The organism is Candidatus Poriferisocius sp. (assembly GCF_965219815.1).
Taxonomy (GTDB): Bacteria; Actinomycetota; Acidimicrobiia; order Acidimicrobiales; family Bin134; genus Poriferisocius.
In genome coordinates, this window is sequence record NZ_OZ244791.1 from 3,488,603 (window position 1) to 3,502,761 (window position 14,159).

At 65.5% G+C, this 14,159-nt stretch carries 16 protein-coding genes; 10 read left to right on the top strand and 6 right to left on the bottom strand.

Annotated features, from left to right (window positions below; genetic code table 11):
• Positions 1-223 precede the first annotated feature (223 nt).
• Positions 224-412, top strand: a complete 189-nt coding sequence (locus ACOQPI_RS16690) for a hypothetical protein (protein ID WP_420620739.1) — start codon at positions 224-226, stop codon at positions 410-412.
• A 150-nt stretch (positions 413-562) separates the two neighbouring features.
• Here the strand turns inward: ACOQPI_RS16690 and ACOQPI_RS16695 are convergent, their stop codons facing one another.
• The 4 genes from ACOQPI_RS16695 to ychF are packed head-to-tail and all read right to left on the bottom strand — an operon-like array spanning position 563 to position 3,425.
• Positions 563-1,051: a VOC family protein gene (locus ACOQPI_RS16695; protein WP_420620740.1), complete on the bottom strand. Its 489-nt coding sequence runs from the start codon at positions 1,049-1,051 to the stop codon at positions 563-565.
• Positions 1,052-1,073: 22 nt separating this feature from the next.
• A complete protein-coding gene (gene rsmI, locus ACOQPI_RS16700; RefSeq protein WP_420620741.1) occupies positions 1,074-1,901 on the bottom strand; it encodes a 16S rRNA (cytidine(1402)-2'-O)-methyltransferase in 828 nt (275 codons plus the stop codon).
• 27 nt (positions 1,902-1,928) lie between these two features.
• Positions 1,929-2,339: a DUF192 domain-containing protein gene (locus ACOQPI_RS16705; protein ID WP_420620742.1), complete on the bottom strand. Its 411-nt coding sequence runs from the start codon at positions 2,337-2,339 to the stop codon at positions 1,929-1,931.
• 9 nt (positions 2,340-2,348) lie between these two features.
• Positions 2,349-3,425, bottom strand: coding sequence for a redox-regulated ATPase YchF (gene ychF / locus ACOQPI_RS16710; protein ID WP_420620743.1), 1,077 nt, complete (start codon positions 3,423-3,425; stop codon positions 2,349-2,351).
• Between the two features lie 54 nt (positions 3,426-3,479).
• Here ychF and ACOQPI_RS16715 point away from each other — a divergent pair, with 54 nt between their 5' ends.
• Positions 3,480-3,569: a 50S ribosomal protein bL37 gene (locus tag ACOQPI_RS16715; protein WP_420620744.1), complete on the top strand. Its 90-nt coding sequence runs from the start codon at positions 3,480-3,482 to the stop codon at positions 3,567-3,569.
• Positions 3,535-3,960: a thiol-disulfide oxidoreductase DCC family protein gene (locus ACOQPI_RS16720; RefSeq protein ID WP_420620745.1), complete on the top strand. Its 426-nt coding sequence runs from the start codon at positions 3,535-3,537 to the stop codon at positions 3,958-3,960. Before ACOQPI_RS16715 ends, ACOQPI_RS16720 begins: the two co-directional genes overlap by 35 nt.
• A 4-nt stretch (positions 3,961-3,964) precedes the next feature.
• On the opposite strand, the gene ACOQPI_RS16725 is transcribed toward ACOQPI_RS16720, so the two are convergent.
• Positions 3,965-5,101, bottom strand: a complete 1,137-nt coding sequence (locus tag ACOQPI_RS16725; protein WP_420620746.1) for a ferritin-like domain-containing protein — start codon at positions 5,099-5,101, stop codon at positions 3,965-3,967.
• Between the two features lie 84 nt (positions 5,102-5,185).
• On the bottom strand, positions 5,186-5,923 hold the full coding sequence (locus tag ACOQPI_RS16730; RefSeq protein WP_420620747.1) for an SDR family NAD(P)-dependent oxidoreductase: 738 nt from the start codon (positions 5,921-5,923) through the stop codon (positions 5,186-5,188).
• Between the two features lie 96 nt (positions 5,924-6,019).
• Here ACOQPI_RS16730 and ACOQPI_RS16735 point away from each other — a divergent pair, with 96 nt between their 5' ends.
• The 7 genes from ACOQPI_RS16735 (at position 6,020) to ACOQPI_RS16765 (ending at position 14,152) form a co-directional block, all read left to right on the top strand.
• Positions 6,020-7,255 (top strand): BMP family ABC transporter substrate-binding protein, encoded by a 1,236-nt coding sequence (locus tag ACOQPI_RS16735; protein WP_420620748.1) that lies wholly within the window; start codon positions 6,020-6,022, stop codon positions 7,253-7,255.
• A 99-nt stretch (positions 7,256-7,354) separates the two neighbouring features.
• Positions 7,355-8,899 (top strand): ABC transporter ATP-binding protein, encoded by a 1,545-nt coding sequence (locus tag ACOQPI_RS16740; protein WP_420620749.1) that lies wholly within the window; start codon positions 7,355-7,357, stop codon positions 8,897-8,899.
• Positions 8,900-8,933: 34 nt separating this feature from the next.
• Complete coding sequence (locus ACOQPI_RS16745) at positions 8,934-10,094, top strand: ABC transporter permease (RefSeq protein ID WP_420620750.1); 1,161 nt, start codon at positions 8,934-8,936, stop codon at positions 10,092-10,094.
• Complete coding sequence (locus ACOQPI_RS16750) at positions 10,091-11,401, top strand: ABC transporter permease (protein WP_420620751.1); 1,311 nt, start codon at positions 10,091-10,093, stop codon at positions 11,399-11,401. The genes ACOQPI_RS16745 and ACOQPI_RS16750 overlap by 4 nt, the downstream gene beginning before the upstream one ends.
• A gap of 15 nt (positions 11,402-11,416) precedes the next feature.
• On the top strand, positions 11,417-11,806 hold the full coding sequence (locus ACOQPI_RS16755) for a cytidine deaminase (protein ID WP_420620752.1): 390 nt from the start codon (positions 11,417-11,419) through the stop codon (positions 11,804-11,806).
• A complete protein-coding gene (locus ACOQPI_RS16760; RefSeq protein WP_420620753.1) occupies positions 11,803-13,071 on the top strand; it encodes a thymidine phosphorylase in 1,269 nt (422 codons plus the stop codon). Before ACOQPI_RS16755 ends, ACOQPI_RS16760 begins: the two co-directional genes overlap by 4 nt.
• Positions 13,072-13,081: 10 nt before the next feature.
• On the top strand, positions 13,082-14,152 hold the full coding sequence (locus ACOQPI_RS16765; RefSeq protein ID WP_420620754.1) for an adenosine deaminase: 1,071 nt from the start codon (positions 13,082-13,084) through the stop codon (positions 14,150-14,152).
• Positions 14,153-14,159: the final 7 nt, after the last annotated feature.

A 14,159-nucleotide genomic window follows, 5' to 3' on the forward strand; every position in this document is an offset into this window, starting at 1 on the left:
TTAGATACACTCACACAATTCATATGTCTTCCCACCAACATAATGCTTGGTTAATTTGAGAGAATACAGTCGCTAGACACGCCCGCCGCGGTTGCGCACCTAATAGTCCGGGCCCGCCCCCAGCCTGCTGTGCTGCCGGACTGCTCGGTGACCGTGTACAGCATGTCCGACGCCAGACCGGTGAACACATGGGCCACACTAGTCGCATGGGGGGTCGGGCTCGATGTCGTCGGTCCAGGCCCCGCAGCCGACCCTCGCCCGGTACTTTGTGGCGTCATCGGCCTTCGGCCACGACACCGACACGCTCGTCGAGATCGCCGTACACGACACAGCCGGCGCCGCAGTCGTGCAGGTGGCCGTGCCGGTCTGGCCCCAGCCCGCAGAGTTCCACCCTTGCACCCGCACCGTATAAGCCGTGGGGTCCGCCAGATTCGAGAACACATGAAACCGGCCCGAAGCCGTCGGCCAACCGCTGCCTATGCGGCCAAATGCTACCTACAGCCGACCCAACCCCAACGTCACCCCCAGCAGACCTGACCAAGCAACAGTTCGGACTTGGGGGTTACTCCCCGAACATTTCAGCAGATCGGCGGGCCATCTCGTCGGGGGGCACGTCCTCCACATGAGAGGACACGTTCCAGCGGTGGCCAAACGGGTCGATGAACATGGCGCCCCGGTCACCGTAGAAATGGGTTTCCACCGAGCCCTGGGCGGTGGCCCCCGCGGCGACAGCCTTGGCAAAGGTGGCGTCGGCGTCCTCCACATACACGCTGATGGTTACCGCAGTGCCGCCAATTGATTTGGGCCCCACCACCCCCATCTCGGGGTACTCATCCGACACCATGATGAGTCCGTCGCCGATGGCCACCTCGGCGTGGCCAATCTTTTCATCAGGTGCGGTGAGCCGCATGCGCTCGGTGGCGCCGAATACCTCAACCATGAAATCGATGGCGGCGGCCGCGCCGTTCACGCACAGATAGGGGGTGATCCGGGATAGTCGTCGGGAATGGGCTTGACGTCGCTCATGGGGACTCCTTTGTCGCCCAGACAAGCACTGGGACTCTAGAACGGGTTCAGTCTGCCAGACCGATTTGGTACACGGCTCGTCGGGACACCCCCAGCTCGGCGGCCACCGCGGCGGCCGCATCCCGACGGGACAGTCCCTCAGCCAGCTTCTCATCAAGGGCCGCTTTGATCTGGGGTGCCGAGGGCGGTGCAGGATCGGGGCAACCGGCCACCACCAGAACATGCTCGCCTCGAGGCTCAGTGCCGTTGGCCCGAACAACGGCATCGGCCAGCGTGCCCCGCCATACCTCCTCGTGCAGCTTGGTCTGCTCTCGCACGATGGCCACTGCCCGGTCGCCTCCCAGGGCCGAGGCCAAATCACCCAGGGTGCGAGCCAGCCGGTGAGGGGCTTCGAACAGCACCATGGTGCGGGACTCTTGGCCCAGCTCTCGGATCCGGTCGGCCCGGTGTCGACCCTTTCGGGGTAGAAATCCCTCAAAGCAGAATCGCCCGGTGGGAAGGCCGCTCACCACCAAGGCGGCGATGGCGGCCGACGGGCCCGGCACCGCCTCCACATCACCCCCTGCGGCCAGAACCGCTTCGACCACTCTGGACCCCGGATCAGACACGGCCGGAGTACCGGCATCGGTCACCAACACCACGGTGTTGCCGCCCGCCACCAACTGGGCGATCTCCTCGGCGCCCGCGGCCTCGGTGTGCTCGTTCACCACCAGCAGCCGGGGTGCGCTCACCCCCGCATGGGCCAGCAGTTTTCCAGTGCGGCGAGTGTCCTCGCAGGCCACCAAGTCAGCATCGGCCAGCACCTCCACGGCCCTCGGGGATAGGTCGCCCAGGTTGCCGATCGGGGTGGCAACCAAAACCAGCCTTCCAGTCATGCCACCTCCCTCGTGGTCGGTTGACCGCTATCCCCTCTCCCATGCAGTCTGCCGCACTTCCAATCGGTTGCCGGGCTTTAGCCCCCAGCGGGCAAACGAACCGGCCTCGGCCTCCAGCACCGCCCGGGCCCGCCATACCGGCAGACCGATCCGAAAACGGGCCATGGTGGCTGCTTTCAGCACCACCAGATCGCGGTCCAGGTAGGCCACGTCGATGGGAAACCGCATCCCCAGGGTGTGCACCGAGAACGCCGGCCGAAGCAGCAGGGCATTGTCGAACTCGTCGCGGCCCAACAGCCCGAGAGCCCGTTCGCGCCACCCGGTGGCGATCTCCACGGTGGCCAGCACCCGGTCGTCACAGACGAGCCACGCCATCACCAGATTTTCCAACTCCAGCGGCGTTGATTCAAGAGGGAGTTGGGCAACTTCCCATTGCACGACCCGCCCCTACACGTTGAAGCGGATCTCCATCACATCGCCGTCGGCCACCGAGTAGTAGCGGCCCTCGGTGCGCATCACGCCCAGTTCCTTGGCCTTGGTCCAGCCGCCTGCGTCCAGCAACTCCTGCCAGCCGATCACGTCGGCTCGGATGAACCCTCGTTGGAAGTCGGTGTGGATCCGGCCCGCCGCTTCCGGGGCGGTGGCCCCCAGGCGGAAGGTCCAGGCCCGGGTCTCCTTATCGCCGGTGGTGAAGAAAGTCCGCAGTCCCAAGAGGTCATAGGCCGCATGGGTGAACCGGCCCAACGCCCCCTCCCCCAGTCCCAAGCCGTCGAGCATCTCGGCCCGCTCCTCGGTGGAGAGCTGGGCGGCTTCAGCCTCGAGCTGCACGCACACCGCCATGACTCCGGCCTGGCCGTCCAGCTCAACGGCCACCGGCTCGATCACCGATTCGGCCTCGTCCAACTGGTCTTCCCCGATGTTGACCACGGCCAGCACAGGGCGGTTGGTGAGCAGGAAGCTCTCCCGCAGGTCGACCCGCTGGCTAGGGGTCAAATCGCTCCGGTAGATGGGGATGCCCTCGCTCAGCACGTCGGCGGCGGCTTCTAACGCAGCCACCTCCCCCGCTAGCGACCGGTCTTGCACCGCGGACTTGCGCCGCTTGACCAGCCGATTCTCCACAGACTCCAAGTCGGCCAGCGTCAACTCGATCTCCAGCACCCGCAGGTGCTCCAAGGGGTCCGTGGGCCCGGGCACGTCGGGGTGGACAAAGGCTCGGAGCACGTACACCACCGCGTCCACCTCGCGGATGCCGGCCAGAAAGCGGTTACCCAGCCCCTCGCCCCGGCTGGCCCCCTCCACCAGACCCCCGATGTCGGTGAATTGCACGCTGGCCGGCGTCACAGTGCGGGAGCCGCTGAGCTCGGCAATGGCATCAAGGCGGGGATCCACCACCTTGGCCACGCCCACGTTGGAGTCGGTGGTGGCGAAGGCATAAGGGGCGGCCAGCACATCTGACCCGATCAAGGCGTTGTAGAGGGAAGACTTGCCGGAATTGGGCAAACCGACGAACCCGAAGCGCTCCACGGGTCGTTCACGCTACCTGGAGTCAGTAGTCTTTCTAGAGACGCGGAGGTTTGAATGTCGAAGCGCACCCAAAAACGCAAGGCCAGAGCACGGCGCAAGAAGGCCAACCATGGGCGTAAGCCCAATGTCGGGCGAAACAGCTGAGCCCAATTCTCCCCCTCAGCCCATCGCCTCGGGCACGCTGATCTACGACGGCGACTGCGGGTTCTGCACCGCTACAGCCCGCTGGACCGAGCGCCGGTTGAGCGACGACTACCGGGTGGTCCCCTCTCAGCAGGCCGATCTGGAAGTCCTCGGCCTCACCCAAGAAGACGTGGCCCGCTCCGCGTGGTGGATCGACACCGACGGCACCCGCTGGGACGACCACCGCAGCATCGCCAAAGCCCTGGGAGCCATGAACGCCCCTTGGCCCGCGCTAGGCCGCATGCTCACCTTTGGCCCCATCAGCCCGCTCTCCCGCTGGGCATACCGCCTGGTGGCCAACAACCGCTTCCGCATTCGCTGGCCGGGAACTCGCCCCACCTGCAAACGCTGAGCTCTCAGACCGCGGCGGCCTCTTCGAACTGGAAGTCCTCGTATTCCTCGCCGGTGTCTACCCAGTCTTCGAATTCGATGACGTGGATCTCCTCAAACCGGCGCCGGAGCCAGCCGTCGCCCGCATCCAGCAAGCCGAGCTTCTTGCAGTTGGGCACGATCTTGGAGAACAGGATGTTCTGGAACGGCTTCTGATCGGCGGGTAACGATAGGAAGTTCTCCACCATGGGCCGCACCGGCACGCCCATGCGCTCCCACACCTCTTGGGACAAGAATCGGTCGCGCATCCGCACCGCGGCCTCAAAGGCGAACTCCTGCCGCTCCCGCAGTTCGGGAACGGTGAGCTCGCTATAGAACTCCTGGAGGCTGAGCACGCCGAAGGCCACATGGCGGGCCTCGTCGGCCATCACATAGCGCAGGAGCTTCTTGAGCAGGGGCTCTGGAGTGAGCTGATGCATGAAGCCGAAGGCGGCCAGGGCCAGGCCCTCCACCATGATCTGCATGCCGAGGTAGGTCATGTCCCAGCGGCTGTCGTTGATGATGTCGTCGAGCAGCATCTTGAGGTGGACGTTGATGGGATAGGAGTCGCCCAGCTTTTCGTCGATGTACTTGCCGAACACCTCTACGTGGCGGGCCTCGTCCACCACCTGGGTGGCGGCGTAGTACTTGGCATCGATCCACGGGACGGTTTCCACGATCTTGGCCGTACACAGCAGGGCGCCCTGTTCGCCGTGGAGGAACTGGCTCATGCGCCACTTGAAGGTTTCCAGGGAGAACTCCCGCCACTCGGCCTCGCCCCAGTTGGCGGTGGGCAGATCGGGCCTGTCCTCGCGCTCAAACTCAGCCGAGAATTCGGATTCAGTGAAAATGGAGAAGGCCTCGTAGGGATCCACCTCGATGGACCAGTCCAGGTCGGTTTGGGCGTTCCACTGCGATGTCTTGGCCTTCTCATAAAGGCGCTCCAACTTAGGCCGGGCCCCCTTGGCGTAGTCCCAGGTGAACAGGGCATCGCTGTTGTCTTGGACCGCGTGGATTATTGAGGTGACGTCGCTGTTGGTTCGGGAGATGTCAATGATGGTGTCGATGTCGTTGACATCGGAGCGTCCGATGATCTCCTCATCGGTGCGAGTGGGCGGAGCCATACGTTTCTCCTCTGCCGCCGTTGGCCAGGGCGATTGATTGAATGATACTGCCGAAAGGTTCGAATGAGACCTCGCGGCGATCGCTCACTCCAAGCTGTTCAGGCCCTCGATAACCACGCCGGCCGCCGCTCCGCCGTCCACCGGCAAGTCGGCGCCGGTAATGTGCGACGACTCGTCGGAAGCCAAAAACAGCGCCGCGGCAGCGATGCACTCCAAGGGGACCTCGCCGGGGATGCCCCTATTGGCCGAGTAGGCCGCAGTCTGATCCATGAACGACATCATCTGGTCGAACCACTGCGAGTACATGGCCGGGTTGCCGCCCGCGGGGCACACGTTGTTCACCCGGATGCCGGATCGGCCCAACTCCAGGGCCGCGCAGCGCATCAGCCCCCCGAGGCCGAACTTGCTGGCCCCGTAGGCGGATATCCCGTTCATGCCGATGAGCCCGTCAATGGAGCTGATATTGACGATGGAACCGCCCCCGGAAGCCCGCATCGGCCCGACCACCGCCCGCATGCCCAAGAACGGCCCCACCAGGTTCACGTCCAGCACCTGGCGGTAGGCCTCGGCCGAGGTGCGCTCGATGGGTCCCATGTGCAAGATGGCGGCGTTGTTCACCAGCACATCCACCTGGTCCATGCCGCTCACCACCTCGTCCCAGTGGGCCTCGTTGGTCACGTCTAGTTTGACGATTCCATCCCCATCGGCAATGTCGGTGGCCACCACCGTCGCTCCCTCGTCCCGGAACATCTGGGCGATGACCTCTCCGGTGCCCCGGGCTGCGCCGGTGACAATTGCTGTTTTTCCTGCAAGCCTTGACATGGCCCCACCATAAACCCTGTAGTTCGACATTTCGATTGCCGACAGGCTCGGCTAGCCTCATTAGTCCTACTACTGGCATCAGACGGAGGGGTTCAGATGCGTAAGAAATTCATGGCTTTGTTGGCTCTGCTGTTTTGCTTGGCCTTGGTAGCGGCAGGCTGCGGCAACGATGACGACACCGAATCGGCCCCGGCGCCCGCGCCCACCGAGGCACCAGCCCCAGAACCAACCGAGGCGTCGACACCCGCGCCCACTGAGGCGCCCGCGCCTGAGCCCACCGAGGCACCAGCCCCCGAGGCGCCTTCCGGGGCTCTCATCAGCTTGGAAGAGGAGTGCGCGGCTTGGGGTGGGATCCAGGCCCCGGACGGATTCCGAGTGAACATGGTCACCGATATCGGCAAGGTGGACGACGGCACCTTCAACCAGTTCGCCTATGAGGGCATGGTTGGCGCGGCCGAGTGCTTCGGCATCGAAGACACCAGCGTGATCGAGACCGCTTCGGAGGCCGACTACGACGCCAACCTCAGCACCTCGGCCAGCGAAAACCCCGACGTGCTCATCACCGTGGGCTTCCTGCTCGGCACCGACACCATGGCGGCGGCCGAGGAGAACCCCAACATCAACTACATCGGCATCGACCAGTGGCATCCCGAGTACCCGTCTAACTACGTGGGCGTGCTGTTCAACGAGCACGAGGGCGGCTTCATCGCCGGTGCCTTGGCCGCCTCGCTCAGCGAGTCGGGCGTGGTCGGAGTGGTGGCCGGTCGTGAGGACGTGCCCCCGGTGGTCAAGTTCGTCAACGGCTACGAGGCTGGCGCCAAGTACATCAATCCCGACATCCAGGTGCTGTCGGTGTACAACGAGAGCTTCACCGATCCGGCCAAGGGCGCATCTGACGCCCAGCAGTTCATCGGTGACGGCGCTGACGTGATCTTCGGCGCCGGCGGCCCCACCGGCTCGGGCGGGATCAAGGCCGCCGCTGAGGCCGGCGCCTGGGGCATCGGCGTGGACCAAGACGAGTACTACACCACCTTCAACGGTGGCACGGCGCCCGGTTCGGAATACCTAGCCAGCTCAGCCATCAAGCGGGTGGACCTGTCGGCGTTCCGCAACATCGCCGCAACCATCCAGGGCAGCTTCGCCGGTGGGCCGTTCGTGCTGACCGCCGAGAACCTGGGCATCACCTATGCGCCGTTCCACGACGCGGCGGTGAACGCTGAGGCCGCCGCTGCTGTGGAGATGGTGCGGGCCGGCCTGGCCAACGGCAGCATCGACACCGGCGTGTGCGGCATAGACGGCCTGTTCATAGGCGAAGGCTCACTCTGCGACTAACCGATCCCGCGATCAATAATTGAAAAGCGGCGGCCGAGCAAGTCTCGGCCGCCGCTTTTCGCGGGGTGCTTTGGTTGTATGGCGTAGCCTGGGCTGCGCATGGCTCAGGCAAACGGGGGCGCGGCACGTCCGGTGCTGGAGGTTGAGGGAATCACCAAGGCCTTCCCAGGGGTAGTGGCCAACGACGACGTGAGCCTCACCCTCAACCAGGGCGAGATCCACTGCCTGCTGGGAGAGAACGGCGCGGGCAAGAGCACCCTGGTGAACATGGTGTTCGGGCTGTACCGGCCCGACCAGGGCACCATCAGGGTGCGGGGCGAAGAGGTGCATTTCGAAGACTCAGGCGATGCCATCGCCCGGGGCATCGGCATGGTCCACCAGCACTTCCAGCTCATACCGGTGTTCACGGTGGCCGAGAACATCATCTTGGGCAACGAGGTCACCAAAGGGGCGTTCCTCGATCTGGACTCAGCCCGCCGCCAGATCGACAGCCTGGCTGAGCGCTACGGGCTGGCCGTGGATCCGGACGCCACCGTGGGCGACCTGTCGGTGGGGGAACAACAGCGGGTGGAGCTGGTTAAGGCGCTGTTCCGCGATGCCGACATCTTGATTCTCGACGAGCCCACCGCTGTGCTGACCCCCGGCGAGGTGGACGACTTCTTCGGGGTGGTGGAGAGCCTCACCGGCCAGGGCAAGTCGATCATCTTCATCACCCACAAGCTGCGCGAGGTGCTGGCGGTGGCCGACCGCATCACCGTGCTGCGAGCCGGACGGGTGGTGGGAACCGCCACGGCCGAGGGTGCCACCCAGCAGTCTCTGGCCAACTTGATGGTGGGCCGCGACGTGGTCTTCCGAGTGGACAAGGCCGAGGCCGACCCAGGGGCACCAGTGCTCCGGACCCAAGACCTGCGGGTTGCCGACGACCGGGGAGTGGAAACGGTCACCGGCTTCGACGTGGAAGTGAGAGCCGGTGAGATCTTCGGAATCGCCGGCGTGGAGGGCAACGGCCAGCGGGAGCTGGTGGAGGCCATCTGCGGGATGCGCCCGACCGCCGGGGGGCGGGTGGAAATGCTCGGCCAGGAAACCACCGACTGGAGTCCCCGCAAGATCACTGAGCTGGGCGTGGCCCACGTGCCCGAGAACCGCAACAAGCACGGAGTGGTGGCCCAGTACTCCATCGCCGACAACCTGGTGCTCAACCGCTATCACCACCGCAAGTTCTCCCAGCGGGGGGTACGCAACACCGGGGCCATCAACGCCGAAGCCCAAGAACTGGTCGAGCAATTCGACGTCCGCACCCCCGGGGTCGACGCCGTCATCGACACGTTGTCGGGCGGCAACCAGCAGAAGGTGATCGTGGCCCGAGAGCTGACCGGCGACCTCAAGGCCCTGGTGGTGGCTCAGCCCACCCGAGGCCTGGATGTGGGCTCCATCGAGTTCATCCACCGCAAGATCATCGAGCTGCGCGACCGGGGAGTGGCGGTGCTCTTGGTGTCGGCCGAGTTGGACGAGATCTTGTCGCTGTCAGATCGGATCGGCGTGCTCTATCGGGGCCGATTGGCCGGAACGGTAAACGCCGCCGACGCCACCAGGGAAGAGCTCGGCCTGCTCATGGCCACGGGTTCATCGGGAGGCCAGCGGTGAACGGGGTAGGCAGCCTGAGCGCTGGAGGCCAGCGGTGAACGGGGCCCGAAACGCCAATGCCGGGGTTGGGCGGGCGACCAGCCAAATCCACCGCGTGCTCACCGAGGCGTGGCGGTTGCAGCCGCTGTACGTATCGCTCTACGCCATCTTGTTGTCGTTCGTGGTCGGCGGCGTGCTGATCTCCATCATCGGGGTGAACCCCTTCACCGCCTACTGGGCGCTGCTGCGGGGCATGGTGGGCGGAGGCGATCAGATCGCGGGGTCGGTAGCCCGGTCGGTGCCGTTCATCGGATCGGCGCTGGCCTTGGCCTTCGCCTTCCGGGCCGGGCTGTTCAACATCGGCGCCGAAGGACAGCTGCTGGCCGGCGGTATCACCGCTGCTTACGTCGGCGCCCTTTCATGGATGTCCGACTTGCCCGGCTTCGTGGCCATTCCGCTGATCCTCATCGCCGGCACGATGGGGGGCGCCATCTGGGGCGGGATTCCCGGCGTACTGCGAACCAAGACCGGCGCCCACGAGGTGATCAGCACCATCATGCTCAACTCCTTGGTGTTGTTCGGGGTCCGCTGGATGGTGAACTCCCGCGATCCGGTGGTGCTGCGAGATACCGAGAGCACAGTTCCCCGCACCGATTCCATCTCCGACACCGCGGTGCTGCCCGAACTAGTGGACAGCCAGCCCGTTCTCCACCTCGGGCTGTTCGCCCTGGTCGGGATCTGTTTCGTAGTGGCTTTCGTGCTCAAGCGCACCACGTTCGGTTTCGAGGTGGGCACCGTTGGATTGAACCCCCACGCCTCCCACTACGCCGGCATCAACGTAAACCGGGTGATCGTGGCCTCGATGGCCGCGTCAGGGGCCTTCGCTGGCTTGGCCGCAGCCTCGGAAATCTCGGGCACCAACGGATTCTTCCAGCCGGGCACCTTCTTCCTGATGGGCTTCGACGGCATCGCCATTGCGCTTTTGGCCCGCACCAACCCGGTAGCCATCATCGCTGCCGCCCTGCTGTGGGGATCGATGCTGTCGGGAGCGCCGCTGATGCAGCAGGAGGCCGACGTGTCCATCGACGTGGTGAGGATAATCCAGGCCATGGTGCTGTTGTTCGTGGCCGCTGATGCCATTGTCCGCTACTTGTTCCGGGTGCGCGAGCTCGACCAGAGCCCGTTCAAGGCCACCTCCATCGAGGGGGCAGTGTGACCACCGTGGAGCACGCCGTGGGCGCAACCGGGGCCTCAGGGCGGGTTGGGCTGAATCGCCAGTCGATCACCGGACTGGTGTTCGGACTGCTGGGCATCGCGCTGATCGCCGGGGTCGCCCCCGCGATCAGCGGCAACAGTCGACGGTTCAACTTCGAGCCGCCGCCCGACCCGGCGGGAATCGGGTTCCATCCCCCAACCTGGGTGGTCGCCATCGGCGTGCTGTTCTTGCTCACCGCCGTGCTGGGATTCGCCCCGCCCGAAGCCCGACGATGGGCCAGCCCGGCCCGGCTCTTGAGTGCGCTGGCGGTGATTCCACTACTGCTGGTGCTTAGCCTGGCCTTGTCCGACAACCCCAGCACCAACATCGTCAACTTGTTCAACGAGTCACTGGTGCTTGCCACCCCGCTGGCATTGGGAGCAACCACCGGCTTGTGGTGCGAGCGGTCGGGCATCATCAACATCGGCATCGAGGGCACCATGCTGGCCGGTGCCGGCATCGGCTACATGACCTACGCCACAATCGGAGATGCCCAGTCCACCGGGTGGCTGTGGTTCTCCATCCTCATCTCCGTGCTGGCCGGCGGACTAGTGGCCGCCCTCCTCGCCGTGCTGTCCATCCGCTTCGGGGTGAACCAGATCGTGGGCGGCGTGGTGATCAACCTGTTCGCCCTGGGGCTCACCGGTTTCCTGCGCTCAGAGGTGATCGTCAAAACCGGCATCACCACCGGGGTGGGCACCTCCGAGTTCGGCTTGCCCTTGCTGTCGGAGATCCCGGTGATCGGCGACCAGCTGTTCCGGGGCAAGCCCATCTACTGGATGATGTATCTGGTGGTGATCGGCACCTGGTTGGTCATGTTCCGCACGCCGTGGGGGCTGCGGGTGCGATCGTGCGGCGAGAACCCCCACGCCGCAGAGACGCTGGGGGTGAACGTGGTGCGGATCCGCTATCAGTCGGTGATCTTGGGCGGGCTCATCGCCGGTCTGGCCGGGGCCTGGTTCTCCATGGAGTCGCAAACCCGCTTCGAAGACAACATGACCAACGCGGCGGGGTTCATCGCTCTGGCCGCCCTGATATTTGGGAAGTGGACCCCGTGGGGCGCGTTCGGCGGGGCGCTGCTGTTCGGCTTCTCCCGGGCGCTGGGCACCCGCCTCCAGTTCTTGGGGGTGGAAGTGAGCGGATTCGAGATTCCCAGCGAGTTTCTCCAGGCCCTGCCATTCGTGGTCACCCTGGTGGTGGTGGCCGGGGCGGTGGGCCGGTCGATCCCACCGGCGGCTGCGGGCCAGCCCTTCCAGCGAAGCAAGTAGCCGAAACGAGGTCAGATGAGCACTGAGCAGGCGATTCCGTGGAGCGAATTGTGGGCTGCTGCCCATAGAGCATCCGCGAGCGCCTATGCCCCGTACTCGAAGCTGTCGGTGGGCGCGGCTGGGCTGACCGACGACGGTCGGGTGGTGACGGGGTGCAACGTGGAGAACGCCTCCTTTGGGCTCACGCTGTGCGCCGAGTGCGGCCTGGTGGGCGACTTGCACCGTACTGGCGGCGGACGGCTGGTGGCGGTGGCGGTGACCGACGGCGACGGAAACCCGCTCACCCCGTGCGGACGCTGCCGCCAACTGCTCTATGAGGCGGGCGGCGCCAGCTGCCAAGTGAACGAGACGCTCACCGTGGGCGACCTGCTGCCCGGGGCTTTCGGTCCCGAAGATCTGCCGTGAACGCAGTCGATCTCATCGTCGCCAAGCGAGACGGCGGCGAACTGAGCGATGAGCAGATCAACTGGTTCATCAGCGGGGTAACCACGGGAGAAATCCCCGCTGAACAGGCTGCCGCCCTGCTCATGGCCATCGTGTGGCGGAGCCTCACCGCCCGAGAGCTGGCCACCTGGACCGCAGCCATGATCAACAGCGGCCAGCAGCTGGACTTGTCGAGCCTGGAAAGGCCCACGGTCGACAAGCACTCCACCGGCGGGGTGGGCGACAAGGTTTCGCTGGTGCTGTGCCCGCTGGTGGCCGCCTGCGGCGCAGCGGTGCCCCAGCTCTCCGGACGGGGTCTGGGCCATACCGGGGGCACGCTCGACAAGATGGAGGCCATCGCCAGCTGGCGAGCCGCCCTGAGCGACGACGAGTTCCTCGCCCAACTTCAAGACGTGGGCGCAGTGATCGCGGCGGCCACCGCTGACCTGGCCCCCGCCGACCGGGTTCTGTACGCCCTGAGGGATGTGACCGGGACGGTGGCCTCAATCCCGCTAATCGCCAGCTCGATCATGTCCAAGAAGATCGCCGAGGGCACCGCCGGACTGGTGCTGGACGTGAAGTTCGGCTCGGGGGCGTTCCTGCCCGACCCGGCCATGGGCGAGGAGTTGGCCCGAACCATGGTCGGTTTGGGCCACGCCCACGGGGTGGACACCGTGGCCCTCCTCACCGACATGGACCAACCACTGGGCCTGGCCGCAGGCAACGCCCTCGAAGTAGCCGAGGCAGTTGAAGCGCTGGCCGGGGGTGGCCCCGCCGACCTGGTGGAGGTAACCCTGGCCCTAGCCCAAGAGATGGTGGCATTGGCCGATCTGGACGCCGATCCGGCCGAAGTGCTGGCCTCTGGTCAGGCCATGGACGCATGGCAGGCCATGGTGGCCGCCCAAGGCGGCGACCCCGCCGCTCCCCTGCCTACCGCCAAAGTGGTGGACCACTGGACCGCGCCGGCCGATGGGGTGATCAACCGCATCGATGCCCTGGCAGTGGGAGTGGCCGCCTGGCGGCTGGGCGCAGGACGGGCCCGCAAAGAAGACGACGTGTCGGCCTCGGCCGGAGTGCTCCTGCGCCGTGTCCACGGCGACCGTGTGTCTGCCGGCGAGGTCATCGCCGAACTCCACACCGAAGACCCCTCCCTATTGCCCACGGCCCACGATGCCCTGAGCTCGGCCTTGACCATCGCCAACACCGCTCCTGAACCTCGCCGCCTGATTGCCGACCGGGTTGCCTAACCTTAAGCCAGTGATACATCCGACAATCGAAGAAGTAAGAGCCGCCCCCAAAGTGTTGTTGCATGACCACTTGGACGGGGGGCTGCGTCCGCAGACTGTGGTGGAGTTGGCGGCGGAGACCGGTTACGACAACCTGCCCACCACCGATGCCGATGAATTGGCCCGGTGGATGGTGCGGGGAGCCAGCCGACTCGACCTCACCTTGTACTTGGAGACGTTTGCCCACACGGTGGGGGTCATGCAGACCCGCGACGCTTTAGAGCGGGTGGCGGCCGAGTGCGCTGAAGACCTGGACGACGACGGCGTGGTCTACGCCGAGGTCCGCTTCGCTCCTGAATTGCACACTGAAGGCGGGCTGAGCCTGGACGAGGTGGTGGAGGCGGTGGTGGCTGGTTTCGAAGCGGGTAGCGCCAACCGGAACATCCGCATCGGGACGCTGCTCACCGCCATGCGCACCGCGGCCCGGTCGCTGGAGATCGCGCAGTTGGCCATCCGCCACCGCGACCAGGGCGTCGTGGGCTTCGACATCGCCGGGGCCGAGGCCGGCAACCCGCCCACCCGCCACCTGGACGCCTTCCACTTGATGCAGCGGGAGAACTTCCACTTCACCATCCACGCCGGAGAGGCCTACGGCCCGCCGTCCATCTGGGAGGCAGTTCAGTACTGCGGCACCGAGCGACTGGGCCATGGGGTCCGCATCGTGGACGACATCGACTTCAACCCCGACGGCACCCCCAAGCTGGGCCGTTTGGCTGCCTTCGTGCGAGACAGGCGCATCCCGTTGGAGCTGTGCCCCACCTCCAACGTCCACACCGGAGCGGCGCCGTCCATCGCCGAGCATCCCATCAAGGTGCTGAGTGACCTGCGGTTCCGGGTGACGGTAAATACCGACAATCGTCTGATGAGTGCCACCTCCATGACCCAAGAGGTGATGCAGCTAGTGGAGGAGTTTGGTTTCGGCTGGGCCGACATCCAGTGGCTCACCATCAACGCTATGAAGAGCGCCTTCATCCCCTTTGATGAGCGCCTGGAGATCATCAACAAGGTGGTCAAGCCGGCCTACGGATCACTGGCACTGTGACCGCGGC

Bases quoted from the DNA above. Each gene is read 5' to 3' on its own strand.
- ACOQPI_RS16725 (WP_420620746.1), bottom strand. From the start codon at position 5,101: ATGGCTCCGCCCACTCGCACCGATGAGGAGATCATCGGACGCTCCGAT.
- ACOQPI_RS16740 (WP_420620749.1), top strand. From the start codon at position 7,355: ATGGCTCAGGCAAACGGGGGCGCGGCACGTCCGGTGCTGGAGGTTGAG.
- ACOQPI_RS16715 (WP_420620744.1), top strand. From the start codon at position 3,480: ATGTCGAAGCGCACCCAAAAACGCAAGGCCAGAGCACGGCGCAAGAAG.
- ACOQPI_RS16730 (WP_420620747.1), bottom strand. From the start codon at position 5,923: ATGTCAAGGCTTGCAGGAAAAACAGCAATTGTCACCGGCGCAGCCCGG.
- ACOQPI_RS16755 (WP_420620752.1), top strand. From the start codon at position 11,417: ATGAGCACTGAGCAGGCGATTCCGTGGAGCGAATTGTGGGCTGCTGCC.
- ACOQPI_RS16735 (WP_420620748.1), top strand. From the start codon at position 6,020: ATGCGTAAGAAATTCATGGCTTTGTTGGCTCTGCTGTTTTGCTTGGCC.
- ACOQPI_RS16720 (WP_420620745.1), top strand. From the start codon at position 3,535: ATGGGCGTAAGCCCAATGTCGGGCGAAACAGCTGAGCCCAATTCTCCC.
- ACOQPI_RS16690 (WP_420620739.1), top strand. From the start codon at position 224: ATGTCGTCGGTCCAGGCCCCGCAGCCGACCCTCGCCCGGTACTTTGTG.
- rsmI (WP_420620741.1), bottom strand. From the start codon at position 1,901: ATGACTGGAAGGCTGGTTTTGGTTGCCACCCCGATCGGCAACCTGGGC.